At 67.7% G+C, this 26206-nt stretch carries 25 protein-coding genes; 7 read left to right on the top strand and 18 right to left on the bottom strand.

The genetic code is table 11. The annotated features are described in order from the left end of the window. Positions 1-91 precede the first annotated feature (91 nt). Genes guaD through xdhA form a run of 4 tightly spaced genes read right to left on the bottom strand, consistent with a single transcriptional unit; the run spans position 92 to position 5909 of the window. Positions 92-1387, bottom strand: a complete 1296-nt coding sequence (guaD, locus tag ACFFII_RS15865) for a guanine deaminase (RefSeq protein ID WP_377699838.1) — start codon at positions 1385-1387, stop codon at positions 92-94. Between the two features lie 14 nt (positions 1388-1401). Further along, a complete protein-coding gene (gene xdhC, locus ACFFII_RS15870; protein ID WP_377699839.1) occupies positions 1402-2130 on the bottom strand; it encodes a xanthine dehydrogenase accessory protein XdhC in 729 nt (242 codons plus the stop codon). Beyond that, the gene (xdhB, locus tag ACFFII_RS15875) at positions 2127-4466 is read right to left on the bottom strand and encodes a xanthine dehydrogenase molybdopterin binding subunit (protein ID WP_377699840.1); all 2340 of its coding nucleotides are present in this window, start codon (positions 4464-4466) and stop codon (positions 2127-2129) included. The genes xdhC and xdhB overlap by 4 nt, the downstream gene beginning before the upstream one ends. A 3-nt stretch (positions 4467-4469) precedes the next feature. After that, positions 4470-5909, bottom strand: coding sequence for a xanthine dehydrogenase small subunit (gene xdhA, locus ACFFII_RS15880; RefSeq protein ID WP_377699841.1), 1440 nt, complete (start codon positions 5907-5909; stop codon positions 4470-4472). A gap of 108 nt (positions 5910-6017) precedes the next feature. Here xdhA and ACFFII_RS15885 point away from each other — a divergent pair, with 108 nt between their 5' ends. Next, positions 6018-6914, top strand: a complete 897-nt coding sequence (locus ACFFII_RS15885) for a LysR family transcriptional regulator (RefSeq protein WP_377699842.1) — start codon at positions 6018-6020, stop codon at positions 6912-6914. A gap of 100 nt (positions 6915-7014) precedes the next feature. On the opposite strand, the gene ACFFII_RS15890 is transcribed toward ACFFII_RS15885, so the two are convergent. Together ACFFII_RS15890 and uraH are read right to left on the bottom strand one after the other, a co-directional pair. After that, the gene (locus ACFFII_RS15890; protein WP_377699843.1) at positions 7015-8235 is read right to left on the bottom strand and encodes a urate hydroxylase PuuD; all 1221 of its coding nucleotides are present in this window, start codon (positions 8233-8235) and stop codon (positions 7015-7017) included. A gap of 1 nt (position 8236) precedes the next feature. Further along, entirely contained in the window at positions 8237-8584 is a 348-nt protein-coding gene (gene uraH, locus ACFFII_RS15895; RefSeq protein ID WP_377699844.1) for a hydroxyisourate hydrolase, read from the bottom strand. A 110-nt stretch (positions 8585-8694) separates the two neighbouring features. Between uraH and ACFFII_RS15900 the strand changes: the two genes are divergently transcribed. After that, positions 8695-9183 carry an ureidoglycolate lyase gene (locus ACFFII_RS15900; protein WP_377699845.1) on the top strand — a complete coding sequence of 163 codons (489 nt, stop codon included), beginning with the start codon at positions 8695-8697 and terminating at the stop codon, positions 9181-9183. Here the strand turns inward: ACFFII_RS15900 and rbsK are convergent. Beyond that, positions 9159-10091, bottom strand: coding sequence for a ribokinase (gene rbsK, locus ACFFII_RS15905; RefSeq protein WP_377699846.1), 933 nt, complete (start codon positions 10089-10091; stop codon positions 9159-9161). The genes ACFFII_RS15900 and rbsK overlap by 25 nt on opposite strands. A 131-nt stretch (positions 10092-10222) precedes the next feature. Then, positions 10223-11224 carry an SDR family oxidoreductase gene (locus tag ACFFII_RS15910; RefSeq protein ID WP_377699848.1) on the bottom strand — a complete coding sequence of 334 codons (1002 nt, stop codon included), beginning with the start codon at positions 11222-11224 and terminating at the stop codon, positions 10223-10225. A 341-nt stretch (positions 11225-11565) separates the two neighbouring features. On the opposite strand from ACFFII_RS15910, the gene ACFFII_RS15915 reads away from it, so the two are divergent. After that, positions 11566-12132: a YciE/YciF ferroxidase family protein gene (locus ACFFII_RS15915; protein ID WP_377699849.1), complete on the top strand. Its 567-nt coding sequence runs from the start codon at positions 11566-11568 to the stop codon at positions 12130-12132. A gap of 174 nt (positions 12133-12306) precedes the next feature. Further along, complete coding sequence (locus ACFFII_RS15920; protein ID WP_377699850.1) at positions 12307-12933, top strand: SOS response-associated peptidase; 627 nt, start codon at positions 12307-12309, stop codon at positions 12931-12933. A gap of 18 nt (positions 12934-12951) precedes the next feature. Here ACFFII_RS15920 and ACFFII_RS15925 read toward each other — a convergent pair whose 3' ends face one another. The 10 genes from ACFFII_RS15925 to gloB all read right to left on the bottom strand — a co-directional run bounded on the left by ACFFII_RS15925 (position 12952) and on the right by gloB (position 22871). Continuing rightward, the gene (locus tag ACFFII_RS15925; protein ID WP_377699851.1) at positions 12952-14286 is read right to left on the bottom strand and encodes a glutamine synthetase family protein; all 1335 of its coding nucleotides are present in this window, start codon (positions 14284-14286) and stop codon (positions 12952-12954) included. A gap of 4 nt (positions 14287-14290) precedes the next feature. Beyond that, a complete protein-coding gene (locus ACFFII_RS15930; protein ID WP_377699852.1) occupies positions 14291-15118 on the bottom strand; it encodes an ABC transporter permease in 828 nt (275 codons plus the stop codon). Beyond that, positions 15115-15999 (bottom strand): ABC transporter permease subunit, encoded by an 885-nt coding sequence (locus tag ACFFII_RS15935; RefSeq protein ID WP_377699853.1) that lies wholly within the window; start codon positions 15997-15999, stop codon positions 15115-15117. The genes ACFFII_RS15930 and ACFFII_RS15935 overlap by 4 nt, the downstream gene beginning before the upstream one ends. Positions 16000-16048: 49 nt before the next feature. Continuing rightward, positions 16049-16837 carry a transporter substrate-binding domain-containing protein gene (locus ACFFII_RS15940; protein ID WP_377699854.1) on the bottom strand — a complete coding sequence of 263 codons (789 nt, stop codon included), beginning with the start codon at positions 16835-16837 and terminating at the stop codon, positions 16049-16051. 23 nt (positions 16838-16860) lie between these two features. After that, a complete protein-coding gene (locus ACFFII_RS15945; RefSeq protein ID WP_090754728.1) occupies positions 16861-17676 on the bottom strand; it encodes an ABC transporter ATP-binding protein in 816 nt (271 codons plus the stop codon). 64 nt (positions 17677-17740) lie between these two features. Next, entirely contained in the window at positions 17741-18196 is a 456-nt protein-coding gene (locus tag ACFFII_RS15950) for a tellurite resistance TerB family protein (RefSeq protein ID WP_377699855.1), read from the bottom strand. A 46-nt stretch (positions 18197-18242) separates the two neighbouring features. Next, positions 18243-18560, bottom strand: a complete 318-nt coding sequence (locus ACFFII_RS15955; RefSeq protein WP_377699856.1) for a DUF1330 domain-containing protein — start codon at positions 18558-18560, stop codon at positions 18243-18245. A 10-nt stretch (positions 18561-18570) separates the two neighbouring features. Continuing rightward, positions 18571-19467: a polyphosphate kinase 2 gene (gene ppk2, locus ACFFII_RS15960; protein ID WP_377699857.1), complete on the bottom strand. Its 897-nt coding sequence runs from the start codon at positions 19465-19467 to the stop codon at positions 18571-18573. 160 nt (positions 19468-19627) lie between these two features. Further along, complete coding sequence (gene clpA, locus ACFFII_RS15965) at positions 19628-21943, bottom strand: ATP-dependent Clp protease ATP-binding subunit ClpA (protein ID WP_377699858.1); 2316 nt, start codon at positions 21941-21943, stop codon at positions 19628-19630. Positions 21944-22130: 187 nt separating this feature from the next. After that, a complete protein-coding gene (gloB, locus tag ACFFII_RS15970) occupies positions 22131-22871 on the bottom strand; it encodes a hydroxyacylglutathione hydrolase (RefSeq protein ID WP_377699969.1) in 741 nt (246 codons plus the stop codon). A gap of 96 nt (positions 22872-22967) precedes the next feature. Between gloB and ACFFII_RS15975 the strand changes: the two genes are divergently transcribed. The 3 genes from ACFFII_RS15975 to atpA all read left to right on the top strand — a co-directional run bounded on the left by ACFFII_RS15975 (position 22968) and on the right by atpA (position 26197). After that, complete coding sequence (locus ACFFII_RS15975; protein WP_377699859.1) at positions 22968-23777, top strand: class I SAM-dependent methyltransferase; 810 nt, start codon at positions 22968-22970, stop codon at positions 23775-23777. A gap of 324 nt (positions 23778-24101) precedes the next feature. Beyond that, complete coding sequence (locus ACFFII_RS15980; protein WP_377699860.1) at positions 24102-24662, top strand: F0F1 ATP synthase subunit delta; 561 nt, start codon at positions 24102-24104, stop codon at positions 24660-24662. Beyond that, positions 24662-26197 (top strand): F0F1 ATP synthase subunit alpha, encoded by a 1536-nt coding sequence (gene atpA, locus ACFFII_RS15985; RefSeq protein ID WP_090754713.1) that lies wholly within the window; start codon positions 24662-24664, stop codon positions 26195-26197. The genes ACFFII_RS15980 and atpA overlap by 1 nt, the downstream gene beginning before the upstream one ends. The last annotated feature ends 9 nt before the right edge of the window (positions 26198-26206 follow it).

Raw genomic sequence — 26206 nt, forward strand, 5'->3', positions numbered from 1 at the left:
CTGCCGGCGCCGGGGCCATGTGCTGCCCGGAGATTAGGCAGCCCGGGCGCCCCCCGTCCACGACGGAGTGACGTTCCGTCGGTGCGGCTGGTCAGTTCGCCGCCAGCGTCGCCTTCATCGCGCGGCCCGCGACATAGGTTTCCACCACCGCCCGGTCGTCGCCCATGACCTGAAGGATGAACAGTTCCTGCATCAGGGAATCCACCTTGTCATGGCGCAGCCGCATGACTTCGGTGGCGCGCGGGTCCAGCACCACGAGGTCCGCGAAACGGCCCGGCTGGACGCTGCCGATCCGGTCCTCGATCCCCAATGCAAGGGCGTTGCCGCGCGTGGCCCAGTGGAAGGCCGCGAACGGGTGCATCCGCTCGCCGCGCATCTGGGCGATCTTGTAGGCCTCGGACAGTGTCGCCAGCATCGACCAGCTGGTGCCGCCGCCGATGTCGGTGGCGACGCCGGTGACTATCCCCGCATCCCGCATCCCCCGGTCGTCGAACAGCCCCGAGCCGAGGAACAGGTTCGAGGTCGGGCAATGGATCGCCCGCGTTCCCGTTTCCGCCATCCGCGCGATCTCGCGCTTGTTCATGTGGATCGCGTGGCCCATCAGGCTGCGCGGCCCCAGCAGGCCGAAGCGGTCGTAGATGTCGAGGTAATCGCTCGCCTCGGGATAAAGCTGCATCGTCAGCTCGATCTCGGCGCGGTTCTCGTTCAGGTGGGTCTGGATCGCAAGACCAGGGTTCTCGGCGGCGAGCGTCTGGGCCGCGCGCAACTGCTCGGGCGTCGAGGTGATCGCGAAGCGCGGGGTGATGACATATTCCAGCCGCCCACGCCCGTGCCATTTCTCGATCAGCGCGCGGCTGTCGTCATAGGAAGCCTGCGCCGTGTCCAGCACCGCGTCGGGCGCGTTGCGGTCCATCATGACCTTGCCGGCCAGCATCGCCATGCCCCGCGCTTCGGCTGCCGCGAACAGCGCCTCGGCGCTTTCGCGGTGGACGGAACAGAAGGCGCTGGCCGTGGTGGTGCCGTTCAGCAGCAACTGGTCGAGGAAAGCCTCGGCCATGCGGGCGGCATGGGCAGGATCGCGGTATTGCGCCTCGATGGGGAAGGTGTGGTCGTTCAGCCAGTCGAGAAGCTGCGCGGCCCAAGCGGCCACGACCTGCACCTGCGGGAAATGGATGTGAGGATCGACGAAGCCCGCCATGATGATGTGGGGGCGGTGGTCGATCTCGGTGGCCTCCGGGTCGCGGACCTCGGCATGGTCGCCAACGGAAAGGATGCGGCCATCCTCGACCAGGATCGCGCCGTTCTCCCAGAAATGGTGGCTTTCGGCGGTCTCGGCCGGGTCGGCATGGAAGCTCAGCACGCGGCCGCGCAGGATGGTCTTGGTCATGGAGGGCTTTCGGTTCAGGCGGTTGCGTGCGCCGGGTGGCGGGCCAGCAGGGTAGCCATGATCTCGGCCGCCGTGAAGGCCGCGATGACCTCGGGGCGCTTGTCGCGGACCGTGCCGCCGATGGGACAGATCAGCGGCGCGGGGTCGATGCCGCGCTGACGGGCAAAGCGCGAGAAGGTGGCGCGTTTGGTGGCGCTGCCGATCATGCCGACGTAAGCGGCGTCGCCCCGCGCCAGCGCCTCGGCCGCGATCAGGAAGTCGAGCGCATGGTCGTGGGTCAGGATCACATAGGCCGAACCCGAGGGAGCGCGGCGGACTTCGGCCTCGGGCAGGGGGGTCAACTCCCCCGGCACGTCCGGCGCCAGCGCCAGTTCCGCCGCGCGCTGGTCGATCAGCCGCACATTCACCGGTAGCAGCAGCATGGCGCGGGCAAGCGCGCGGCCGACATGGCCTGCGCCGAATATCAGGACCGAGGGCCGGAGCGCCGCCGGGCTGGCAGGTTCCCGGTCCAGCATCAGTTCCACCCGGCCGCCGCAGCACTGGCCGATCTCGGGGCCGAGGGGGACGTCCATCACCGCCTGCTCCTCGCCCCGCGCCAGCATCTGCCGCGCCCGGTCGATGGCGAGGTATTCCAGCTGACCGCCCCCGATGGTGCCGGTGACGGTCTCTGCGCCCACCATCATCTCGGCCCCTTCCTCGCGCGGGGTAGAGCCTCGGGCGCGGGTGATGCGGACGCGGATCATCCGTCCCGCAGGCCCAGCGGCCCGCCCCGCAGCCGTTCGACGGCCATCAGCACCCGTTCCGGCGTGGCGGGCGCGTCGAGCCTCGGGCATTCGCGGTAATCCGCAACCGAGGCGACGGCGTGGCCGATCGCCTCGAAGACCGAGATGCCCAGCATGAAGGGCGGCTCGCCCACGGCCTTGGACCGCTTGATCGTGCGCTCCTTGTTTTCCGACCACTCGGCCAGCTTCACGTTGAAGACCTTGGGCCGGTCGGACGCCAGCGGGATCTTGTAGGTCGAGGGCGCGTGGGTCCGCAGGCGGCCTTCCTTGTCCCACCACAGCTCCTCGCTGGTCAGCCATCCGGTGCCCTGCACGAAGGCGCCCTCGACCTGTCCCTTGTCCAAGGCCGGGTTGATGGAGCGGCCCACGTCATGCAGCACGTCCGTCCGCTCGATCACATATTCGCCCGTCAGCGTGTCCACCGACACCTCGGAACAGGCCGCGCCATAGGCGTAGTAGTAGAAGGGCCGCCCGCGCCCCTCGGCCCGGTTCCAGTGGATCTTGGGCGTGGCGTAGAAGCCCGCCGCCCACAGCTGGACGCGGGAAAGGTAGGCCATCTCGATGACCTTGCTGAAGGGGATCGTCTCGTCGCGCACGACGATGTGGTCGGGAACGAAGCGGATCTCCTCGGGAGTGGCGTCCTTGGCGGTGCAAAGGAAATCGACCAGTCGCGCCTTGATCTGGTTCGCCGCGTCCAGCGCCGCCATGCCGTTCAGGTCGGTCCCCGAGGAGGCCGCCGTGGCCGAGGTGTTCGGCACCTTCTCGGTCGTGGTCTTCGTGACCTTGATCCGGTCGAGGCCGACGTTGAAGGCCTCGGCCACGATCTGGGCGATCTTGGTGTGCAGGCCCTGGCCCATCTCGCAGCCGCCGTGGTTCAGCTGGATCGAGCCGTCGGTGTAGATATGGACCAGCGCGCCGGCCTGGTTGAAATGCGTGGCGGTGAAGCTGATCCCGAACTTGACCGGGGTCAGCGCGATGCCCTTGCGGATCGGCCCGCCCGCCGCCTGCATCCGCGCGTTCCAGTCCAGCACGGCCTGTCTGCGGCGGGCATAGTCGCAGGACTCCTCAAGTTCCGCGAAGATGCGCGGCAGGATCATGTCCTCGACCGGCTGGTGATAGGGGGTGAGCTGGCCGTTGCGGTAAAGGTTCGCCTTGCGGACGGCCAGCGTGTCCTGGCCGGTGGCATAGGCGATCTCCTCGATGATCCGCTCGGCCACGATCACGCCCTGCGGGCCGCCGAAGCCGCGGAAGGCGGTGTTCGACACCGTGTTCGTCCGCAGGGGATGCGAGCGGACCTCGACGTCGGGGTAGAAATAGGCGTTGTCCGCGTGGAACAGCGCGCGGTCGGTCACGGCCATGCTGAGATCGGCCGAAAAGCCGCAGCGGGCATACCAGTCGCCCTGAACCGCGTGGATGCGGCCCGTGTCGTCGAAGCCCACGCTGTAATCCACCACGAAGTCATGGCGCTTGCCGGTGGCGATCATGTCGTCGTCGCGGTCGGGGCGAAGCTTGACGGCGCGGTGCCATTTCTTGGCGGCAATGGCGGCCACGCAGCAGAACAGGTTCATCTGCGTTTCCTTGCCGCCGAAGCCGCCGCCCATCCGGCGCACGTTCACGACAACGGCGTTGGCCGGAACGTGCAGCGCATGGGCGACCATGTGCTGCACCTCGGTCGGGTGCTGGGTCGAGGTGAAGATCACCACCTCGTCGTCCTCGCCCGGGATCGCCAGCGCGATCTGGGTTTCAAGGTAGAAGTGGTCCTGCCCGCCGATGGTGAAACGTCCGTCGATCCGGCGTGGCGCCTTCGGCAGCGCCGCCTGCGGGTCGCCCCGGCGCAGGGTCATGCCGGGGACAGCCAGGTCTCCGCCCGCCTCAAGCGCGGCGACGGGGTCCAGCACATGGGGAAGGGGCTCATAGTCGATCTTCGCCAGCCGGGCGGCGCGGCGGGCCTGTTCGCGGGTTTCAGCGATCACGGCAAAGACCGGCTGGCCGTGGAACATGACCTTGCCGTCGGCGAGGATCGGGTCGTCGTTCCTGCCGATGGGGCTCACGTCGTTCTTGCCGGGGATGTCGGCGGCGGTCAGCACGTCGATGACGCCCGGCGCGGCGCGCACCGCGTCGAGGTCCATCGACAGGATGCGCCCATGCGCGACGGTCGACAGCCCCAGATAGGCGTGCAGCGCACCCTGCGGCAGCACCAGGTCGTCGGTGTAATCCGCCCGGCCGGTAACGTGCTTTTCCGCCGATTCATGCGGCGTCTCGGGCGTGACCGGCGGGGCGAGCGTTTCGTGTTTCATGGCTTATTCCCCCACGGCGCGGTTCAGGCGGACCGGGACTTCCTGTCCCGAGTGTTCCAGCCAGAACCGGCGGAAGAAGTTGGCGGCGACCGCCTGGCGATAGTCGGTGGTCGCCCGGAAATCGGTAAGCGGAGTGAAGTCCTCCTTCACGGCACGGGCCGCGGCCTCGAAGCTGGCCGCCGTGAAGGGCTGGCCCTCCAGAGCGGCCTCGGCATGGGCCGCGCGGGCGGGAATGCCGGCCATGCCGCCGAAGGCGACGCGGGCGCTGGCGATGGTGCCGTTCTCGACGGCGATGCGGAAGCCCGCCGAGATGGCCGAGATGTCGGCCGACTGGCGCTTGGACATCTTGTAAGCAGCGATCATCGCGCTGCCCTTGCGGGGGATCACGACGGTTTCCACGAACTCGCCCGGCCGGCGGTCCTGGCGGCCGTATTCGAGGAAGAACTCCTCCAGCGGCAACTCGCGCCGTTCATCGCCCAGGCGCAGGACGATGCGCGCGCCTAAGGCGATCAGCAGGGGCGGGGTTTCCCCGATGGGCGAGCCGTTGGCGATGTTGCCGCCGATGGTCCCGGCGTTCCTGATCTGCCAGCCGCCGATGCGGAGGAAATAGTCCTCGACCTCGGGGAAGTGGTCGTCGATCACGGGGGCGAACTCGGAATAGGTCACGCCCGCGCCGATGCGGATCTCCTCCGCGCCGACCTCGATCCCTTTCATCAGGTGGCCGATGAATACGCCCGGAGAGATCGGGCGCATCTGCTTGGTCACCCACAGCCCCACGTCCGTGGCACCTGCGACGATGGTGGCCTGCGGGTGCTGGACCAGGACGCGGGCCAGTTCGTCCGTGTCGGCAGGCAGGATGGCGCGCTCGTCGCCCCGGCTGACCTCGGCCCCTGCGGGCATGGCGGCTAGCTTCGCCGCCACCTCGGCGCGTTCCAGCGTCAGGAAGTCCTGCAACTGCCCGCCCGCGCGGCCCGCGGCCAGCGCCGCCTTGACGATCGGCTCATAGCCCGTGCAGCGGCAGAGGTTCCCTTGCAGCGCGGTCTCGATCTGCACCACGTCGGGGCTCTCATGCGTCATCCACAGCCCGTAAAGCGCCATGACGAAGCCCGGCGTGCAGAAGCCGCACTGGCTGCCGTGATGCTCGACCATTGCGGCCTGGATGGGGTGCAGCCCGCCGTCCGCGCCGCGCAGATGCTCGATGGTGACGATGTGGCAGCGGTGGCAGGCGGCGAGGAAGCGGATGCAGGCGTTTACCGGCTCATAGACCAGCGCGCCCTCGTGCAGGCGGCCCACCAGCACCGTGCAGGCGCCGCAGTCGCCCTCGGCGCAGCCCTCCTTGGTGCCGGTGAGGCCGCGGCCGAGGCGCAGGAAGTCCAGCAGCGTGTCGCCGGGACCGGCCTCGGTCAGCTGGATCTCGGTGTCGTTCAGAAGAAAACGGATCATGGGAATGACGCCCTCGCGTGGGTGGCGCACAGGATGACGCAACTTCGCGCTTGCACAAAACGCCGTGGCACGTGAACAGTTTACGCCGTTTTGGAAGAATACGCCGTGATGTCCTATCTGGAAAGCCTCAGGGTCTTCGTGCGCGTGGTCGAACTTGGCTCGATCACGGCCGGCGGGCGTGACATGCGCCTGTCACCCGCTGCCGCCTCGACCCGCATCCGCGACCTCGAGGCGAAGTTCGGTGCGCGACTGCTGAACCGCACGACGCGGACGCTGACGCCGACCGAGATCGGGCAGGTGCTGTATGAGAACGCCCGCCGCGTGTTGGCGACGCTGGATGAGGCCGAGGCCGCCGTGGCGAGCCACTCGGGCACCCCGCAGGGTGCCTTGCGCGTGGCGGCCCCCTTGGGCGCGGGGCGGCGGCTGGTCGCGCCGCTGGTGCCGCGCTTCGTGGCCGAGAACCCCGAGGTGCAGGTGCGCCTGCGCCTGTCGGACCGCGCGGTCAACATCGTCGAGGACGGGATCGACATGGCCTTCTACCTGGGCCAGCCCGAGGACTCGACGCTGATCCGCCGCAAGATCGCGGACTGCCCGCGCGTGCTGGTGGCCGCGCCTGCCTATCTGGCGCAGCACGGCACCCCCGAGGCGACCGAGGACCTCAAGCGTCACAACTGCCTGCTGCTGCGCTTTCCACGCTCGCCCGAGTATTTCTGGATGCTGCAGACACCCGAGGGGCCGAAGAAGCTGGCCGTGGCGGGGGCCTTCGATTCCGATGACGGCGAAGTGCTGACGTCCTGGGCGCTGGGCGGCGCCGGGATCGCCAACCGGCCGCGCTATGAGGTGGCCGAGGCGCTGGCGGACGGGCGGTTGATCGAGGTGCTGCCCGACACGCCGCCGCTTGCCGCCGAGTTCGGCGTGCTGACGCCGCACCGCGAGTTGCAGGACCCCAAGGTGCGGCTGTTCATCGACTTCGCCGCGCGCGAGTTGAAGGGGGCGCTGGGGTAGAAGGGGTCTCGCCCCTCGCAGTCCTGCGGACGGCTTACCCCAGGGTATTCGGGTCAGGAAAAAGCTGCGGGGCTCCTCCTGACCCTGTCTTCAGGTGGGATCAGCCCCGCCCGGCGCTGTCGAACCAGGCGCGCAGGGTGGCGCGTTCCTCGGGCTCGATATAGCTGACGTTGCCGGGAGGCATGGCATCGGTCAGGCCGGCCTGCAGGAAGATCTCGCGCGCGTGGCGGGCGATCTGCGCGTCGCTTTCCAGCACCACACGCTTGGGGGCGGTGGCGAGGCCTTCCCAGCTCGGCTCGGCCGCGTGGCACATCGAGCAGCGGCCCGCGACGATGTCGCGGACGGCCTCGAAATGCGGGTCGGCGGTCAGGCGTGCCTCGCGCGCGGTCAGGTCGGCCTCGCCCTCCAGCCGCTGGGTGCCCAGCGAGGAGAGCCAGACGATGCCCAGAAACAGCGCCACGGTCGCGCCCCAAGTCCACCACGGCTTGGGCTTGCCCGCGTGCGAGCTGTTGAAGAAGTGCCGGATGGTCACGCCCATCAGGAACACCAGCGCGGCGATCAGCCAGTTGTAGCGGCTCGCGAAGGCCAGCGGATAGTGGTTCGACAGCATCAGGAACACGACCGGCAGGGTCAGGTAGTTGTTGTGCGTCGATCGCAGCTTGGCGATCTTGCCGTATTTCGGGTCGGGCGTGCGGCCCGCCTTGAGGTCGGCCACGACGATCCGCTGGTTCGGGATGATGATCATGGCGACGTTGGCGGTCATGATCGTCGCCGTGAAGGCGCCGAGATGCAGCAGTGCCGCGCGGCCCGTGAAGACCTGGTCGTAGCCCCAGGCCATGACGACCAGCAGCGCAAACAGCAGCAGCATCAGTGTCGTGGGGTTCTCGCCCAGCCTGCTCTTGCACAGCCGGTCATAGATCACCCAGCCGATCCCCAGAGACAGGGCCGAGATCAGGACGGCCGCCCAGGTGGACAGCTCGACCTTGGCCGGATCGATCAGGTAAAGCTCGGCCTGCGCCCAGTAAAGCACCATCAGCATGGCCGCACCGGACAGCCAGGTGGCGTAGCTTTCCCACTTGAACCAGGTCAGGTGCTCGGGCAGCCGCTCGGGCGCGACCAGGTACTTGGTGATGTGGTAGAAGCCGCCGCCGTGGACCTGCCATTCCTCGCCATGCGCCTTTTCGGGCAGGCCGGGGGCCTTCCGCAGGCTGAGGTCCAGCGCGATGAAGTAGAAGGACGACCCGATCCAAGCGATGGCCGTGATGACATGCAGCCAGCGGATCGCGAAGGCCGCCCAGTCGTGAAGGTTGACGCCGTCCATCTCAGCTGCCCCGGTAGGTGGAATAGCCGAAGGGCGAGATCAGCAGCGGGACGTGGTAATGGTCGTCCTCCGCCATGCCGAAGCGGATCGGCACCTCGTCCAGGAAGCGCGGCGCGGCGGCGTCCTCGTCGATGTCCAGCCATGCGCCGACATGGAAGACCAGCTCGTACCGGCCGAGCTTGAACTCGGCCTCGGGCAGGATCGGGCCATCGGTGCGGCCGTCCGCGTTCGTGATCACCTCGCGCAACTGGCGCCGTTCGCCGTCCAGCGCGTAGAGCGTGATGCGCATCCCCGCTGCCGGGCGTCCCCGCGCGGTGTCCAGCACATGGGTCGTCAGAAATCCGGCCATCCGGCCCCCCGTTCATCTTTGCTGCTGCCGTGATAGGGCAGGTTCACCCGCGCTGGACAGTGGCCCAGACCACATTCAGCTTATCGTTTCGCAGAAGAATGAGGGAAGGGATGGACAACGACCGCATCATCAGGGCCGAGCCGCTGACGGCCGAAGCCTTCGCGCCATGGGGCGAGGTGCTGGAAACCACGGGCGAGCCCGACCGCATCATCAACGAGGGCCGCTGCGGCCGGTGGCATGACCGTGCGCGGCTGGATGTGGAGGGGCGGACAGGGATCTCGATTTTCCGGTCGCATTCGGTGGGGCTTCCCCACGCCTTCCGGCTGGTCGAGCGGCATCCGCTGGGCAGCCAGGCTTTCCTGCCGATGACCGAGCATCCCTTCCTTGTGATCGTTGCCCCGGACGAAGGCGGCCAGCCGGGGCGGCCACGGGCCTTCGTGACCGCGCCCGGGCAGGGGATCAATCTCGCACGCGGGGCATGGCACGGCGTGCTGACGCCACTGGCTGATCCGGGCCTGTTCGCGGTAGTGGACCGCTGCGCCGAGGGGCCGAACCTTCAGGAATACCGCTGGGATCAGGACTGGACTGTGGTTCTCTGAAAGGCCGCGAACTCCTCTGCCGAGGCATATGACCCTTGTGCGCCCGGCTTCGTCACCGACAGCGCGGCATAGCCGGCAGCCTGGGCCAGCGCCTGCTCGGGCGCCTCACCCTCGGCAAGGAAATGAGCGAAGGCGCCGATGAAGGCGTCCCCCGCGCCGGTCGTGTCGACAGGCCGCACGCGGATGGCGGGGATCGCCGTCACGCCGTCAGCCGTCACCAGACGGGCGCCGCGCGCGCCCAGAGTCACCACGACGTTGCCGATGCCGTGGGCGAACAGGCTCTGCGCGGCGGCGGCGATCTCGTCCCCGGTCGTGACGGGCAGGCCGGTCAGCAGGGCAAGCTCGGTCTCGTTGGGGCAGAGCCATGCGAGGCCGTGAAGCTGCGCCAGATCGAGCCCCGGTGCGGCGGGGGCGGGGTTCAGGATTGCGGGCACGCCGATCCGCTGGGCGAGCCTGATCGCGTGGTAGACCGTCTCAAGCGGCACTTCGAGTTGCAGCAGGATCAGGTCGCAGCGGGCCAGATCCTCCGCCGCCGCGTCCACGTCGGCGGGTGTCAGCGTGCCATTCGCCCCGGCCACGATGACGATCACGTTCTCGCCCGAAGGATCCACGAAAATCGAGGCCACGCCGTTCGCCGTGCCTTCAGCCACCCGCGCATGGGTCAGGTCAATGCCTTGGTCCCCGAGGTTCCGCAGCACGTCCCCGCCAAGGGAATCGTCGCCGACCCGCGTGACCATCGTCACCTGCGACCCCAGCCGCGCCGCCGCGACGGCCTGGTTCGCGCCCTTGCCGCCGAAGTGGGTCGCGAAATGCGAGCCTGCCAGCGTTTCGCCCGGTCCCGGCATCCGGGGCACGTTGGTCACAAGATCGACGTTGTTCGATCCGATCACCGCGATCCGTCCCGCCATGCATGATCCCTTCCGCGCTGTTCCCACGCGCCCCCGGGCGCGCCTGCCGGATCAAACCGCAACGTCTCGGGATCGTCAAAGCCGGACTGAACGGCCGTCCTCGCAAGGACGACCGCGGCGGTTTTCGCCTGTCAGCGGCGCCGCAAAACCAGATAGCCCAGCGAGCCCAGCACGGTCGCCGCCAGGATCGAGGCGGTCACGGGACTGTTCATGGCGGCCTCGGCGATCGGCGCGGTCGGGCGCTTGCTGCCGTCCACGCCACGGACATGCGCCTCGCCGCCGCCTTCCCGCAGGTTTCCGGGCGAGTTTCCGGTTTCCTCGCCCAACTGGGCCTCGAACATCATGGCCTCGCTCAGACGGTCCATCAGGCGGGGGGCGACGTTGGACAAGCCCGCCGTCACCGGCGCGTTTGCCCCGACAAAGGAGTCGCGCACCGGATGCTGCGCCGCGTTCAGGATCGCGCGGGCGATGCGCGAGGGGTCCACGACCGGCGGCGGCAGCTTGGGCCTGCGGCCGGTGTAGTTCCGGACCTTGTCGGGCAGGGGCGTCCCCGAGGACCAGGGCTTGATCAGCGTGACCGAGATCGGCGCGCCGCGATGCTCAAGCTCCATCCGCAGGGCGTCGGTGAAGCCTTTGACGGCGTGCTTCGAGGCCGAATAGATGCCCTGCAACGGGATGGCGCGGTCGGACCCGACGCTGCCCATGTTGATCAGCGCGCCGCCGCCCGCCGCTTCGAGGTGCGGGATGGCTACCATCGAGCCGTTGACAAGGCCCCAGAAGTTCACCTCGAAGAGCTGGCGCATGTCCTCCTCGGGGACCTGCTCCAGCGTGCCCCAGATGCCGACGCCCGCGTTGTTGACCCAGGTGTCGATGCGCCCGAAGCGTTCCACGGCAAGGCGGGCCAGCCGTTCCAGGTCGGACCGCTGCGCGACGTCGGTGGCGACGACCAGCGCCTCGCCGCCGCCCGCGATGATCTCCTGCGCGATTTCCTGCAGGGCCGCGCCGCTGCGGGCGGCCAAGACGACCTTGGCGCCGCGCTGCGCGGCCATCAGGGCCGTCTCGGCCCCGAAGCCGCTGGAGGCGCCGGTAATGACCATGACCTGCTTCGACAGGGGTTTCAGCTTCACCGCCATGGTCACACCATCCGCGCAGGGTTGCGGCGGGTCGTCGGCAGCGATCGCTCGATCCTGCCGGCGGCGAGGCCGAAAGGAGAGGGCGCGACAAGAGGAAGCGCGCCGGTCGCGTCGTCCATGATGCCATGCGTTCGCGTGTTGATCATCTTCCCGATGCCTCATGCGTGGTTCCGGGCCGAACGACAGGCGGGGGACGTTCGATCCGGCCCGCCTGTCGACCTTATCATTTTTTAGTCACAAGCCGCGGCACCCGAGAGGGGGTCAGGAACTTACCTCTCGCAGCCTGGCCGAGGCCGCCGCGGACCCGGCCATGGATCGACCAACACAGACAGGAGCTTCTCATGGCGACTCAGAAAACCCTCGAGGATGCGTTCAACAATGGCCTCAAGGACGTCCTTTATGCCGAGCGCACCTCGGTCCGCGCGCTGAAGAAGGCCGCGAAGGCCGCCCAGAACGACGAGCTGCGCCAGGCGCTGGAACAGCACGCGCAGGAAAGCGAAGGACAGATCGAGCGTCTTCAGCAGGTCTTCGAGATCATCGGCAAGGCGGCGCGCGGCAAGACCTGCGAAAGCATCCAGGGCCTTAACGCCGAGCTTGAGGACCACCTCGAGGAGTTCAAGGACAGCGACGCCGCCGACGCCGTCCTGATCGCTGGCGCCCAGGCGATGGAGCATTACGAGATCGCCCGCTATGGCACCCTGCGCACCTGGGCCCAGCAGCTCGGCATGGAGGATGCCGCCCGCCTGCTCGAGGAAACGCTGGAGGAGGAAAAGCGCACCGACGAGCTGCTGACCCAGATCGCCGAGCGCGCCAACCAGCAGGCCGACCAGGGCGAGGGCGAGATGCAGGAAGGCGGCGAAGGCCAGCCCGAGGGCGAGCAGATGGAAGGCGGCGAAGACCGCGAGTAATCCCTGCCGCAGCCCCCGCGCCTGCAGGATTGCCTGCAGAACGAGCCGTGGCGCCATCGCGCCGCGGCTTCGTCATTCCGCAGGGGAGCCGCAGGCTCCCTTCGCGCATCCAAGGCAGCAGTCGTGCGTTGGCACGGGGCACGGCCGCGGGAGCAGGACGAAAGGACCACCATCTTGTGCAATCTTTACAGCCACACGCGGGCGGTGGATGCCATTCGCCAGCTTTTCCCCGGCCAGTCCTTTCAGAACAACGCAGGCAACCTTGAAGGGGGGCAGGTCTATCCGGACCAGCGCGCGCCCATCCTGCGCCACGGAGGCGAGGGGCTGGAACTGGCCCTGGCGCGCTGGGGGCTGCCATCGCCGCCCTCGGTCCTCAAGACGCAACGCGATCCCGGCGTGACCAACGTGCGCAATACCGGCTCGCCCCACTGGCGGCGCTGGCTGGGGCCTGCACACCGCTGCCTTGTTCCGCTCACCTCGTTCGCCGAGCGCAGCAAAGGCGGCAACCAGTGGTTCGCGCCAGCGGACAAGGACGCGCCCATGTTCTTCGCGGGGCTTGAGGTGCGCGGCTGGCGGTCGGTGCGCAAGGTGAAGGACGGCGAGACCACCGACGACCTTTACGCCTTTCTCACCTGCCCGCCGAACGCCGAGGTGGGCGCGATCCACCCCAAGGCCATGCCGGTCATCCTGACCACCCCCGAGGAATGGGACGCATGGCTGACCGCCCCCTTCGAGCAGGCCCGCGCCTTGCAGCGCCCTCTGCCGGACGGGGCGCTGCGGCTGGTCGAGAGGCCGCTGTAGCGGCCCGCCCGGTGCGCGTCAGACCGTGTCCAGATACAGCTCGATCGTCTCGGCGTCCGACAGCTCGGCCATGTAGTGCAGTTCCTGCCGCTTGGTCATCAGCAGGTTCTCGATCAGGTGCTGCGGGAAGATGCACCGGATGTCGGGACATTTCTCGAAACAGTCGATGGCCCCGGCCCAGGTGCCCGGCAACTGCTGCAGGTCATGGTCATAGGCATTGCCCGTGATCGGTGCCGGGCAGTCCAGCCGGTCCTCGATCCCGTTCAGCGCCGCGCCAAGGATCGCCGCGACCGTCAGGTAGGGATTCACGTCGCCGCCGGGCGTCCGATGCTCGATCCGGCGCGCCTTGTGGTGCGAGGACGGGATGCGGATGGCCGAGGTCCGGTTCTCGTAGGCCCAGCCGATGCCGGTGGGGGCATGGGCATTCGGGACCAGCCGGTCATAGCTGTTCTCGTGCGGCGCAAACAGCAGGGTCGAGCCCGGCATTGCCCGCAGGCAACCCGCGACGGCGTGGCGCAGCATGGGCGACCCGGCCTCGGTCCCGTCGTCGAAGATGTTGTTCCCCTCGGCGTCCAGGATCGAGAAATGCATGTGCATCCCGTTGCCGTTGAACACGTCATAGGGCTTGGCCATGAAGGACCCGGCGAAGCCGAAGCGCCGGGCGATGCCCTTGACCAGCATCTTGAACAGCCAGGCGTCGTCCGCCGCCTTCAGCGGATCGGGCTGGTGCATCAGGTTGATCTCGAACTGCCCCGGTGCGGCTTCCGAGATCGCGGTATCGGCGGGAATGTCCATCGCCTCGCAGCCGTCGTAAAGCTGCGTGAAGAAACGGTCGAAGGCGTCGAGCGCGCGCAGGGACAGTGTTTCCGCCCCCGTCCGCCGCTTGCCGGACCGGGGCGAGGGCGGCACCTGCAATTCGCCGAACTTGCTGTCGTCGATCAGGAAGAATTCCAGCTCGGTCGCCACCACGGGGGTCAGCCCGGCCGCCTTGTAGCGGTCCATGACGCGGGCCAGCGCCTGCCGGGGACAGCCGTCATAGGGGCGCCCGTCGGGGTGGAACATCCACAAGGGCAGCAGGCCCGTGGGCGCGTCCAGCCAGGGCATCGGCATGAAACCCCGCTCGGTCGGCATCAGCAGCCCGTCCGGGTCGCCGGCCTGGAAGACGAGGGGGCTGTCCTCGACGTCCTCGCCCCAGATGTCCATGTTCAGGACCGAATAGGGGAACTTGGTCCCCTCTGTCAGCAGCTTGTCGGCGAAGCGGGCGGGCACGCGCTTGCCGCGCGCGACCCCGTTCAGGTCCGACGCGGCCACGCGGATCGTCTTGACTTCAGGGTGTTCCCTCAGCCAGTCCATGATGTCACCTGAAAAGATTGGGCCGATAGCGCAGCCGCTTGGCCGCGCCCGGCAGATGGCGGTTCAGCCGCCGGTTGACGACCCCGAAAAGCCCGATCAGGCACAGGGTCAGAAGGATGAAGTAGCCCGCCACGATGGGATAGGCCACGAAGGGGTTGAAGGTCTTGTCGGCGAAGTAGCTGGCGTAATACAGGCTGTCGCCCATCTGCTGGATGGCCGGAAAGGCCGAAAAGAACACCAGCGTCGTGGCATGGAAGAGGAAGATCGCCTCGTTGGTATACGCGGGCCAGGCCAGCCGCATCATCGTCGGCCAGACGATGCGCCGGAACCGCTTCCAGCCGGTCAGGCCATAGGCGTCGGCGGCCTCGAGGTCGCCCTTGGGCACGTTCCTCAGCGCGCCGTGGAAGATCTCGGCCGAATAGGCGGCGGTGTTCAGTGTCAGGACAATCAGCGCCCCCGCCCAGGCGCGGGTCAGCCAGCCGGTCGGCAGGGTCAGGCCGAAAAGCTGCACGCCGTCGCGCGGCAGCAGCACCAGCGCCGAATAGGCCAGGAAGAACTGGATGAAGAGCGGGCTGCCCCGGAAGACGAAGATGAAGCCATCGGCCGGGCGGCGGAGCCAGGGGTTGCGGCTGGCCTTGGCCAGCGCCAGCCCGTTCGCCAGAACAAAGCCGAAAGCCAGCGACAGGGTGACGAAGTAAAGGTTCCAGATCAGCCCCGAGCCGATCAGCACGAACTGCTGGCACAGCGTGAAGTCGGTCCGCGGCAGCAGCCGCTCGCCGATCCCGACCGAGCGCAGGCCATAATCCGCGATGGTTTGCAGGCACTCGTTCATGCGGTGGTGCCCGCCTTGCGCATGGCCTCGCCCGCCATGGTCGCCTGTCCGCGCGACAGGCGGCCCGCCAGCCGGTCGATCAGCCGCTGCGAGATCCAGGTCATGGCCAGATAGAAGACCAGCAGCGCCAGGAAATACCACACGCGCCAGTCGCCATGCGGATAGGCATAGGTCGTGGTCTTGGACCCGCCCAGTTCCCGCGCCCAGTAGACGATGTCCTCGACGCCCAGCAGGAACAGGAGCGGCGTCGCCTTGATGAGGATCATCCACAGGTTCGACAGGCCGGGCAGGGCATAGGTCCACATCTGCGGGATCAGGATGCGCCGGTTGATCTGGCGCGGGGTCATGCCATAGGCCTCGGCCGTCTCAAGCTGAGCGCGTGGCACCGCACCCATCGCCCCGTAAAGGACGTTGGCCGCGAAGGCCCCGAAGACGAAGGCGAAGGCCGCGACGGCCAAGGCGATGCCATAAAGATCGTGCACCCATTCGGGGCTGGTGGACAGGGGCATCTTGGCGGCGGCGCAGACCACGAACTCGTTGCCCTGCCGAACCGGGACCGAAGGATCGCAAAGGACGCGCGAGCGCAGCCACTCGATTCCCTGGTCCAGCGCGATGGGCACGAAAAGGAAGAAGACCACGTCCGGGACTCCGCGCACGATGGCGGCGTAGGTGCGCCCGATCCAGCGCAGCGGCGCCACGGGCGAGCGCGCGGCCAGCGCCCCCAGAAAGCCCAGCAGCAGCGCCGCGGGCGCGGTCACCGCCAGCAGCCCCAGCACCGTGCCGAAGGACGCATAGAACAGCATGTGCGTCCCCGAGGTGAGGTAGCACAGCATCCAGGCGAGCCCTTCAAGGGCCTTGGGGTCGGCGCACATGGCGAACATGATCGGGGCAGGCCGCCGTCCGCAGCGGGACGGCGGCCCCTTTCAGGGGTCAGTTCGAGGCGGCGGCGGGCGCGGCAGCGGCGTCGGTGGCAGCACCGCCCTCGGCGGCCATGCCGGCGAATGTCTTGGCCTCGGCGCCCAGCCACTTGACGATCAGCGCGTCCAGCGAGCCGTCGGCCTTCATGTCGGCGATGGCCTTGTCGAAGCGGGCCTTCAGTTCGGTGTCCGACTGGCGCATCCCGATCCCCAGGCCCTCGCCCACGACGACGCGGTCCTGGCCGTCGACCCAGACGAGATCTTCCGAGTCGCGCTCGAAGGGCACGAGGAAGTCGCGGTCGGCGAAGACGGCGTCGGCCTCGCCGTTGCGGACGGCGGCGATGGCTTCCTCACCGGTGGCGAACTCGACCAAGGTCGCGCCGGATTCGGCGACATAGCCCGCCTGGATGGTGTTAGTCTGCGCGGCGACGATGCCCTTCACGTCGGCATCGGGCGTCAGCGCCACATAGGCCGAGGGCGGGGGCGGCGTGTAGGCGTCCGAGAAGGCGATCGACTTGCGGCGTTCCTCGGTGATGTTCATCCCCGCCATGATCGTGTCGTAGTTGCCGCTGACGAGGTTCGGGATGATCGAGTCCCAGTCGTTGCGGACCCAGGTGCATTCCGCCTGGATGCGCTTGCACAGCTCGTTGCCCAGCTCGATCTCGAAGCCGTCCACCTCGCCCTTCTCGTTGACGAAGTTGTAGGGAGGGTAGGCGCCCTCGGTACCCATCCGCAGCGGCTCGGCCAGGCTTGCGCCCGCGCTCAGGGCCAGCACGGCGGCGGCGATCAGCAGGTTCTTCATCGTGGTCTCCCGTCGGTTATGTCTCAGGCGCTCATCGTCGCGCTGAGGAATTGGCGCAGCCGGTCGGTCCGGGGGGCGCGGAAAATCTGGTCGGGCGGGCCTTCCTCCTCGATCCGGCCCTGGTGCAGGAACACCACGTGGTCGCTGACATCGGCCGCCAGCCGCATGTCGTGGGTGACGAGGATCATGGTCCGGTGCTCGGCCGCGAGATCCTTGATGACCTTCACGACCTCCTGCTGCAGTTCGGGGTCGAGCGCGCTGGTGGGTTCATCGAAGAGAAGCGCGCGGGGCTCCATGCAGAGCGCGCGGGCAATCGCGGCGCGCTGCTGCTGACCACCCGAAAGCTGGGCGGGCCAAGCGTCGGCCTTGTCGCCGATGCCGACCTTGTCCAAGAGCTTGCGGGCGCGCGCCTCGACCTGTCCCGCGGGCTGGCCCAGCACGGTCACGGGCGCCTCCATGACGTTCTGCAGGATGGTCATGTGGGACCACAGGTTGAACTGCTGGAACACCATGGACAGGTTGGTGCGAAGGCGGCGGACCTGCGCGCGGTCGGCGGGCTGGCGGTCGGGGCCGGCGCCGGTCCAGCGGACGGGCTCGCCCTCGATCACGATCTCGCCCGCCTGGCTGATTTCCAGCAGGTTGCAGCAGCGCAGCAGCGTGGACTTTCCCGAGCCGGACGAGCCGATCAGCGTGACGACATGGCCGCGCGGCGCCGTCATGTCCACGCCCTTGAGCACCTGCAGCGGGCCATAGGCCTTGTGCAGCCCACGGATCTGGATGACCGGGGCGGGCGCCGCGTCGTCGGCGGGCAGGCGGGATCGAAGGGCTTGCGCTGTCATTGCCTGCGCATCTGGCGTGAATCCGGGCTGGATTGCAACGGGGATGTCGGAACGTCAGGCGCGCTCAGCGCCCCGAAGCGGCGCCGGCGACCTGCTGGCGCTGCTGCGCGCTTTCCACGTCGCTGACACCCAGAAGGCTGGCGACCAGCCGGATCATCGCGTCCTCGTCGGGGCTGCGCGTGCCGTCGGCCAACGCGATTTCCCACAGGGCGCCGATGATCTCGGCCCGTTCTTCCAGCGCGATGCGATCCTTGATGGCGCGGGTGAAGCGCACGGTGTCGGGGGCCTCGGCCTCGATCATCTCGGCCGCAGCGCGGCGGTCGGCCGCATCCGCCGCAGACAGATTGCGGCGGCGGGCCAGCAGCGCGTCGATATGGGTCCGCTCGTCCTTGCCGTAATGATTGTCGGCACGCGCGATCCGCACCATCAACGCGGCGATCGCAACCTCCGCGTCATCATGCGACAGCGTGGTTTCGGGGGGATCTTCTCCCAGTAGGCGAGGCAGCAGGCTACGGAACATGGCTTTATTATCAGTGCCCTTTCCAGCCTGCGCAAGTTAAAGAAGATCAGTTACTTCCATCGGCGCGATCCGGCTGATCCCAGCCGTCGACGATGGCTAGGTCGGCGGTGCTGACGGGCTGCCGCAGCGCCAGCGCGGCCTGATACTCGGGGCTGTGGTAACAGGCCTCGGCCGCCTCGCGCGAGGGGAACTCGATCACCACGGCGCGGGGGCGAAGCGTGCCCTCCATCACCTGCTGGTCGCCGCCCCGAACAAGGAAGCGGGCGCCGTATTTCCCGAACGCGGCCGCGTTGGCCTCGCGATAGGCGCCGTAGGCGTCGGGGTCATCGACGGTGACATGGGCGATCCAGTAGGCCTTGGGCATCGGAGTGCTTTCAGTAACGTTCGGGAACAAAGAGGTCGCGCGGCAGGACGTCGCGCTCATAATCCGGGTTGAAGACGCGCTCGGGCAGGGTGATCGGTTCGTATTCGACCTCGGTATAGGGGATCAGGCTCAGCAGATGGCTGATGCAGTTCAGCCGCGCCCGCTTCTTGTCGTTGCCCGGAACGATATACCAGGGCGCCTCGGGGATCGAGGTGCGTTCGAACATGTCCTCCTTGGCCTTGGTATAGGCCTCCCAGCGGACGCGGGACTGCAGGTCCATCGGGGACAGCTTCCACTGCTTCAGGGGATCGTGGATTCGCATGAGGAAGCGCATCTGCTGTTCGACATCGGTGATCGAGAACCAGTATTTCACCAGCCGGATGCCCGAGCGGACCAGCATCCTCTCGAATTCGGGCACGTCGCGGAAGAACTGCTCGACCTCGTCCTCGGTGGCGAAGCCCATCACGCGCTCAACGCCCGCGCGGTTGTACCAGCTGCGGTCGAACAGCACGATCTCGCCGCCCGCGGGCAGGTGCGGGACATAGCGCTGGAAATACCACTGGGTCTTTTCGCGGTCCGAGGGCGCGGGCAGGGCCACGGTGCGCACGACCCGCGGATTCAGGCGCTGGGTGATGCGCTTGATGACGCCGCCCTTTCCGGCCGAATCGCGGCCTTCGAAGATGACGACGACCTTTTCCTTGTGATGGGCGACCCAGCTCTGCAGCTTGATCAGCTCGGCCTGAAGGCGCAGCAGCTCGTGGAAATAGATCTTCTTGGGAAGCGGATTGGGATGCATCTCGCGATAGGCTGCCGCGATCTGCAGGGGCATCGCCGTATCCTCGAGCTCCAGTTCGACGTCCTCGTCGAGCGCCTCGTCGAATGCGCGCAGATCGAGGCTCTTTACCATGTTCCAGTCCCTTTCCGATGATCAGACAGGCCTTGAAGCATGAACAGGTGACAGGATCATGACGGCCGGGTGACGAAGGCGCGGGGCGCGGGGGGGGGCGCTCTGGCCGTGGAAGCATGGAAAAAGGCGCCCCGAAGGGCGCCTTTCAAAGTCGGGGGCCTTACTCGGCCGTCAGCAGCGGGGTGCGGTCCTTGCCCAGCCGGGGCGTGCCGGGGCCTTCAATGTCGAAGACGGGCTTGTCGTCCTCGATGCGGACCCGGACGATCCCGCCCTTGATCAGGCGGCCGAACAGAAGCTCCTCGGCCAAGGGCTTCTTGATCGTTTCCTGGATCACACGGGCCAGGGGACGCGCGCCCATCCGGTCGTCGTAGCCCTTTTCCGCCAGCCAGTTCGCCGCCTCGGAGGTCAGCTCGATATGGACGTTGCGGTCCATGAGCTGGGCTTCCAGCTGCAGGATGAACTTCTCGACCACCTGCACGATCACTTCGCGCGACAGCGGCGCGAAGGAGATCACCGCGTCCAGACGGTTGCGGAACTCGGGCGTGAAGGTCCGCTCGATCGCCTCCTTGTCCTCGCCCTCGCGGCGGTCGCGTCCGAAGCCGATGGCCGCGCGGGCCTGATCGGCGGCGCCCGCGTTCGAGGTCATGATCAGGATCACGTTGCGGAAGTCCACCTGCCGGCCGTTGTGGTCGGTCAGCTTCCCGTGGTCCATCACCTGCAGCAGGATGTTGTAGACATCCGGGTGCGCCTTCTCGATCTCGTCCAGCAGCAGCACGCAATGCGGATGCTGGTCCACGCCGTCCGTCAGCAGCCCGCCCTGGTCGAAGCCGACGTAGCCCGGAGGCGCGCCGATCAGGCGGCTGACCGCATGCTTCTCCATGTATTCCGACATGTCGAAGCGCAGCAGTTCGACGCCCAGGGTGTTCGCCAACTGCTTGGCGACCTCGGTCTTTCCGACGCCGGTCGGCCCCGCGAACAGGTAGTTGCCGATGGGCTTTTCCGGCTCGCGCAGGCCGGCACGGGCCAGCTTGATCGAGGAGGCGAGTGCCTCAATGGCGCTATCCTGCCCGAAGACCAGCCGCTTGAGCGTCTTCTCAAGGTCGCGCAGCACCTCGGCGTCGTCCTTGCTGACGCTTTTCGGAGGAATGCGGGCGATCTTGGCGACGACCGCCTCAATCTCCTTGGGCGAGATCACCTTCTTGCGACGGCTTTCGGCCACCACATGCTGCGCCGCCCCCGCCTCGTCGATCACGTCGATGGCCGAGTCCGGCAGCTTGCGGTCGTTGATGTAGCGCGAGGCCAGTTCGACGGCGGTCTTGATCGCTTCCGAGGTATAGCGCAGCTCGTGGTGCTTCTCGAACGACGGCTTGAGGCCCATCAGGATCTTGATCGCATCCGGCACCGAAGGCTCGTTCACGTCGATCTTCTGGAAGCGGCGGGAAAGCGCCCGGTCCTTCTCGAAGTGCTGGCGGAACTCCTTGTAGGTCGTGGACCCCATGCAGCGCAGCTTGCCGCCCGACAGCGCGGGCTTGAGCAGGTTCGACGCGTCCATCGCCCCGCCCGAGGTCGCGCCTGCGCCGATAACCGTATGGATCTCGTCGATGAAAAGGATCGCGTCGGGATGCTCCTCAAGTTCCTTCACGACGGCCTTCAGCCGCTCCTCGAAGTCGCCGCGATAACGGGTGCCCGCGAGCAGCGCCCCCATGTCGAGCGAGAAGATTGTGGCGCCCACCAGCACGTCCGGCGTCTCGCCCCGCGTGATCTTCAGCGCCAGCCCTTCGGCGATGGCGGTCTTGCCGACGCCCGGATCGCCCACCAGCAGCGGGTTGTTCTTGCGGCGGCGGCAGAGCACCTGGATGCAGCGCTCGACCTCGTCGGCGCGGCCGATCAGCGGATCGACGTCGCCCTGCGAGGCCTTGGCGTTCAGGTCCACGCAATACTTGGCCAAGGCCGAATCCTCCTTGCCCTGCCGTTCCTCGGTCTGTGACTGCTCGGCCTCGGCGCCCTTGACGGGCCGCGATTCCGAGAACGAGGGGTTCTTCGCCACCCCATGGGCGATGAAGTTCACTGCGTCGTAGCGGGTCATGTCGAGTTCCTGCAGGAAGAACGCGGCATTGGATTCCCGCTCGGCGAAGATGGCGACCAGCACGTTGGCGCCCGTGACTTCGCTGCGGCCCGAGCTTTGGACATGGATCGCGGCGCGCTGGATGACGCGCTGGAAGGCGGCGGTGGGTACCGCCTCGGACCCGTCCACGTCGGTGATCAGGGTCGAAAGGTCGTCGTCGATGAACTCGGTCAGCATGCGCCGCAATTCGTTCAGGTCGACGTTGCAGGCGCGCATGACGCGCACCGCGTCGGGTTCATCGGTCAGGGCCAGAAGAAGATGTTCAAGCGTGGCGAGTTCATGGCGGTGGCGGTTGGCCAGCGACAAGGCGGAATGGATCGCCTGTTCCAGGGTGGTCGAGAAGGACGGCACGGCACTGCTCCTGTCAGTCGACTGGCGGTCTGGGGCCCGTGAGGATCCCACCTGACCAGACTGTCACGATACGATTAAGAATTGGTGCATTTCGGCGCGGCGCAAGGGATTCGTTGGGATGACGCGGCCGATAAGTTGCGGTTGAGGCAGATGTGATCACGCGAGGGGCCGGTTTCAAGCACCCCGTTCAGCCCCGGAACCCGTCCTTGGCCGCGCGCAGGCGCGTGAAGCTGTCCAGGGGAGGCTCGCCGGGCCGGGCAAGTTCGGCCGCGCGCAGAAAGGGGTTGGTGGCTTTCTCCTCGCCCAGCGTGGCAGGAGAGGCCGGGCGATCGCCCGCCAGCGTCGCGTCCACCCGTTCGCGCAGCGCCGGGTTCTCGGGGTCCACGAACAGCGCGAAGGCGCCGTTGCCGCGGGCATAATCGTGCCCCGAGCAGACCAGCGTGTCGTCCGGCAGGGCCGCCAGACGGGTCAGCGAGGCCCACATCTGCGCGGCCGTCCCTTCGAACAGCCGCCCGCAGCCCATCGCCATCAGGCTGTCGGCGGTGAAGACCAGGCCCGCGTCGGGCATGTGGAAGGCGACATGCCCGACCGTGTGCCCCGGCACGTCGATGACGTTCAGCGCCTGCCCGCAGACCTCGGTCCACTCGCCCGTTTCCAGCGCCCGGTCCAGCGGCGGCAGGCGGCTCGTGTCGGCCATGTTGCCCCAGACCTGTGCGCCTGTTGCGGCCACGATCTCGGGCACGGCCTGGATGTGGTCGTCATGGTGATGGGTCAGCAGGATGACATCGAGGCTCCAGCCCCGGCCCCGCAGTTCCGAAAGGACCGGTTCCGCCTCGGGCGCGTCGATCAGCACCGTGCAGCCCCGGTCGTGGACCAGATAGGCATAGTTGTCGGTCAGGCAGCGGATCGTCACCAGTTCGGCCATGATGTCCTCCTTGTCAGGGTGAGGTTAGGTGCGGCCGGGCCGCTTGGCAAACCGGGGCATCGGCTTGACGGCAGAGTTGCGCGGGGCCCTGATGGCGCCATGCATCACGACGTTCTCGACCTGCGCAGCTTCTATTACCAGCGCGCGCTGGGCCGGGTGGTCCAGCGCATCCTGCGCGACCGGCTGACGGCGATGTGGCCGCCCGAGCGGACCTCTGGCATGACCGTCGCGGGCTACGGCTTTGCCGCCCCCCTGCTGCGGCCCTATCTGGCGCGCGGTCGCCATGTCATCGCACTGATGCCGGCCCAGCAGGGCGTGATGCCCTGGCCCGCGGGCGCGCCGAACCACAGCGTCCTGTGCGAGGAAACCGCCTGGCCGCTGGAAACCGGCAGCGTGGACCGCCTGATCGTATTGCACGGGCTGGAAACGGCGGACCACGCCGATGCGGTGCTGTCGGAATGCTGGCGTGTCCTCGGCCCCGGCGGGCGACTGATGGTGATGGTGCCGAACCGCGCCGGGCTTTGGGCGCAAAGCGAGGCCACGCCCTTCGGCATCGGGCGCAGCTATACGCGCGGCCAGCTCGAGGCGCAGGCGCGGGCCGCAGGCTTCGTGACGGAGGCGACCGGGGCCGCCGTCTACATCCCGCCCTCGGACCGGCGCTTCTGGCTGAAAAGCGCACAGATGTGGGAGCGGACGGGCAGCCGCATCGCATCTGTCCTGATCGCGGGCGTGGTGATCGCCGAGTTCGCCAAGCAGGTCCCCGCCATGATCGGGCCCGCGCAGAAGATCCTGGTGCCAAGCCCCCTCGAGGTGCTGGGGGGAATCCGCAAGCCACGGCCTCTCGTGCGGCCGGCGCCGCATCCTTCGGGCGGGCAGGGCAGGTCCGGCATGGACCCGCCGGGAAGGTGACAGCTGTGGCGGGCGATTTTTCCGTCGCAAGGGAACCGGTGTCGCGCCAGGCTGCTTGAGACACGCTGTCACGCCCCCGGGCGGGGTCCGCACGCATCCTTGCTGCTCGCAGGCCGGCCCCCCATATGCCGGACAGAGTTCAGCCGGCGGCGGTGTCATTTTAGCCCCGCGACCTGTTGCGCGCGGAGGGCGACTGCTGTTAGAGACGCGCCAGATTCAGGGGCGCGCCGTCCACAGGCCTGCCCTGCCGTTGTCCGCGCCCCGTGACTGACCGCCCCAAGGGCGGCCCGCCCGCGGGGTTTGGCGCAAACCAAAGGGGTGTCCGTGGCCAATACCGCTTCGATTTCCGCAAACATCGCCGGCCGTTATGCGCAAGCCGTGTTCGACCTGGTCAAGGAGGAAGGCGCCCTCGACCGTCTCTCCACCGAGGTCGAAAGCCTGCGCACGACGCTGAACGACAGCGCCGACCTGCGCACCCTGATCGGCTCGCCCCTGTATTCGCGCGAGGACCAGGAATCGGCCATCGTGGCCATTGCCGGGCGGATGGGCCTTTCGGGCATCATGACCAACACGCTGCGGCTGATGGCGCAGAACCGCCGCCTGTTCACACTGCCGCAACTGGTCGAGCGTCTGGGCGAGCTGATCGCCGAGGAACGCGGCGAGGTCACCGCCGATGTCATCGCCGCTGCCCCGTTGTCCGAGGAGCAGCAGCGCCGCCTGATCGAGACGCTGGCGCAGAAATCCGGCCGGACCGTGAAACTGAACACCCGCGTCGATGAAAGCCTCATCGGCGGAATGATCGTCAAGCTGGGCTCGCAGATGATCGACAGCTCGATCCGCTCGAAGCTCGCTTCTCTCCAGAATGTCATGAAAGAGGTCGGATAATGGGAATCCAGGCTGCCGAGATTTCGGCGATCCTCAAGGATCAGATCAAGAATTTCGGTCAGGACGCCGAGGTGGCCGAGGTCGGCCAGGTGCTGTCGGTGGGCGACGGCATCGCGCGCGTTCACGGCCTGGACAAGGTGCAGGCCGGCGAAATGGTGGAATTCCCCGGCGGCATCCGGGGCATGGTGCTGAACCTTGAAACCGACAACGTCGGCGTCGTGATCTTCGGTGACGACCGCTCGATCAAGGAAGGCGACACCGTCAAGCGCACCCGCTCGATCGTGGACGTGCCCGTGGGCCGCGGCCTGCTGGGCCGCGTGGTCGACGCGCTGGGCAACCCCATCGACGGCAAGGGTCCGATCGACGCGACCGAGCGCCGCGTGGCCGACGTCAAGGCGCCCGGCATCATGCCGCGCAAGTCGGTGCACGAGCCCATGGCGACCGGCCTCAAGTCGGTGGACGCCATGATCCCCGTCGGCCGCGGCCAGCGCGAACTGATCATCGGCGACCGCCAGACCGGCAAGTCGGCGATTGCGATGGACACCATCCTGAACCAGCGCAACTACAACGGCCGCGAAGCGGACGGCATGAAGACGCTGCACTGCTTCTATGTCGCGATCGGCCAGAAGCGTTCGACCGTCGCCCAGCTGGTCAAGAAGCTGGAAGAAACCGGCGCGATGGCCTACACCACCGTGATCGCCGCGACCGCCTCCGAGCCTGCGCCGATGCAGTATCTCGCCCCCTATGCCGCGACCGCCATGGCGGAATACTTCCGCGACAATGGCATGGACGCGCTGATCATCTATGACGACCTGTCCAAGCAGGCCGTGGCTTACCGCCAGATGTCGCTGCTGCTGCGCCGTCCGCCGGGGCGCGAAGCCTATCCGGGCGACGTGTTCTACCTGCACTCGCGCCTGCTGGAGCGTTCGGCCAAGCTGAACGAGGACTTCGGCGCGGGCTCGCTGACCGCCCTGCCGATCATCGAGACGCAGGCGGGCGACGTGTCGGCCTATATCCCGACCAACGTGATCTCGATCACCGACGGCCAGATCTTCCTGGAAACCGACCTGTTCTTCCAGGGCATCCGCCCGGCCGTGAACACCGGTCTGTCGGTGTCGCGCGTGGGCTCGGCCGCGCAGACCAACGCGATGAAGTCGGTCGCCGGCCCGGTGAAGCTGGAACTGGCGCAGTACCGCGAGATGGCGGCCTTCGCGCAGTTCGGTTCTGACCTCGACGCGGCGACGCAGAAGCTGCTGAACCGCGGCGCGCGTCTGACCGAGCTGATGAAGCAGCCGCAGTACTCGCCGCTGACCAACGCCGAGATCGTCGCCGTCATCTATGCCGGCACCAAGGGCTACCTTGACGACATCCCGGTGCGCGAGGTCGGCCGCTGGGAAGAGGGTCTGATCTCGTTCCTGCGCAACCAGCACGCCGACGTTCTCGACTGGCTCACCCGCGAAGACCCGAAGATCAAGGGTGACGCGGAAGCTCGGCTGAAGTCGGTCCTGGACGCCTACGCCAAGACCTACGCCTGAGGAGAGGGG

The organism is Paracoccus niistensis, assembly GCF_042432925.1.
Lineage (GTDB): Bacteria > Pseudomonadota > Alphaproteobacteria > Rhodobacterales > Rhodobacteraceae > Paracoccus > Paracoccus niistensis.

Excerpts from the sequence above, each read along its gene's own strand:
- ACFFII_RS15910 (WP_377699848.1), bottom strand. The coding sequence starts at position 11,224 with ATGGCGGTGAAGCTGAAACCCCTGTCGAAGCAGGTCATGGTCATTACC.
- ACFFII_RS15975 (WP_377699859.1), top strand. The coding sequence starts at position 22,968 with ATGCATCACGACGTTCTCGACCTGCGCAGCTTCTATTACCAGCGCGCG.
- ppk2 (WP_377699857.1), bottom strand. The coding sequence starts at position 19,467 with ATGGTAAAGAGCCTCGATCTGCGCGCATTCGACGAGGCGCTCGACGAG.
- ACFFII_RS15930 (WP_377699852.1), bottom strand. The coding sequence starts at position 15,118 with ATGAACGAGTGCCTGCAAACCATCGCGGATTATGGCCTGCGCTCGGTC.
- ACFFII_RS15955 (WP_377699856.1), bottom strand. The coding sequence starts at position 18,560 with ATGCCCAAGGCCTACTGGATCGCCCATGTCACCGTCGATGACCCCGAC.
- ACFFII_RS15900 (WP_377699845.1), top strand. The coding sequence starts at position 8,695 with ATGGACAACGACCGCATCATCAGGGCCGAGCCGCTGACGGCCGAAGCC.
- ACFFII_RS15945 (WP_090754728.1), bottom strand. The coding sequence starts at position 17,676 with ATGACAGCGCAAGCCCTTCGATCCCGCCTGCCCGCCGACGACGCGGCG.
- uraH (WP_377699844.1), bottom strand. The coding sequence starts at position 8,584 with ATGGCCGGATTTCTGACGACCCATGTGCTGGACACCGCGCGGGGACGC.
- ACFFII_RS15890 (WP_377699843.1), bottom strand. The coding sequence starts at position 8,235 with ATGGACGGCGTCAACCTTCACGACTGGGCGGCCTTCGCGATCCGCTGG.
- ACFFII_RS15925 (WP_377699851.1), bottom strand. The coding sequence starts at position 14,286 with ATGGACTGGCTGAGGGAACACCCTGAAGTCAAGACGATCCGCGTGGCC.
- xdhB (WP_377699840.1), bottom strand. The coding sequence starts at position 4,466 with ATGAAACACGAAACGCTCGCCCCGCCGGTCACGCCCGAGACGCCGCAT.
- ACFFII_RS15940 (WP_377699854.1), bottom strand. The coding sequence starts at position 16,837 with ATGAAGAACCTGCTGATCGCCGCCGCCGTGCTGGCCCTGAGCGCGGGC.
- ACFFII_RS15950 (WP_377699855.1), bottom strand. The coding sequence starts at position 18,196 with ATGTTCCGTAGCCTGCTGCCTCGCCTACTGGGAGAAGATCCCCCCGAA.
- xdhA (WP_377699841.1), bottom strand. The coding sequence starts at position 5,909 with ATGATCCGTTTTCTTCTGAACGACACCGAGATCCAGCTGACCGAGGCC.
- guaD (WP_377699838.1), bottom strand. The coding sequence starts at position 1,387 with ATGACCAAGACCATCCTGCGCGGCCGCGTGCTGAGCTTCCATGCCGAC.
- atpA (WP_090754713.1), top strand. The coding sequence starts at position 24,662 with ATGGGAATCCAGGCTGCCGAGATTTCGGCGATCCTCAAGGATCAGATC.
- ACFFII_RS15885 (WP_377699842.1), top strand. The coding sequence starts at position 6,018 with ATGTCCTATCTGGAAAGCCTCAGGGTCTTCGTGCGCGTGGTCGAACTT.
- ACFFII_RS15915 (WP_377699849.1), top strand. The coding sequence starts at position 11,566 with ATGGCGACTCAGAAAACCCTCGAGGATGCGTTCAACAATGGCCTCAAG.
- ACFFII_RS15935 (WP_377699853.1), bottom strand. The coding sequence starts at position 15,999 with ATGTTCGCCATGTGCGCCGACCCCAAGGCCCTTGAAGGGCTCGCCTGG.
- rbsK (WP_377699846.1), bottom strand. The coding sequence starts at position 10,091 with ATGGCGGGACGGATCGCGGTGATCGGATCGAACAACGTCGATCTTGTG.
- xdhC (WP_377699839.1), bottom strand. The coding sequence starts at position 2,130 with ATGATCCGCGTCCGCATCACCCGCGCCCGAGGCTCTACCCCGCGCGAG.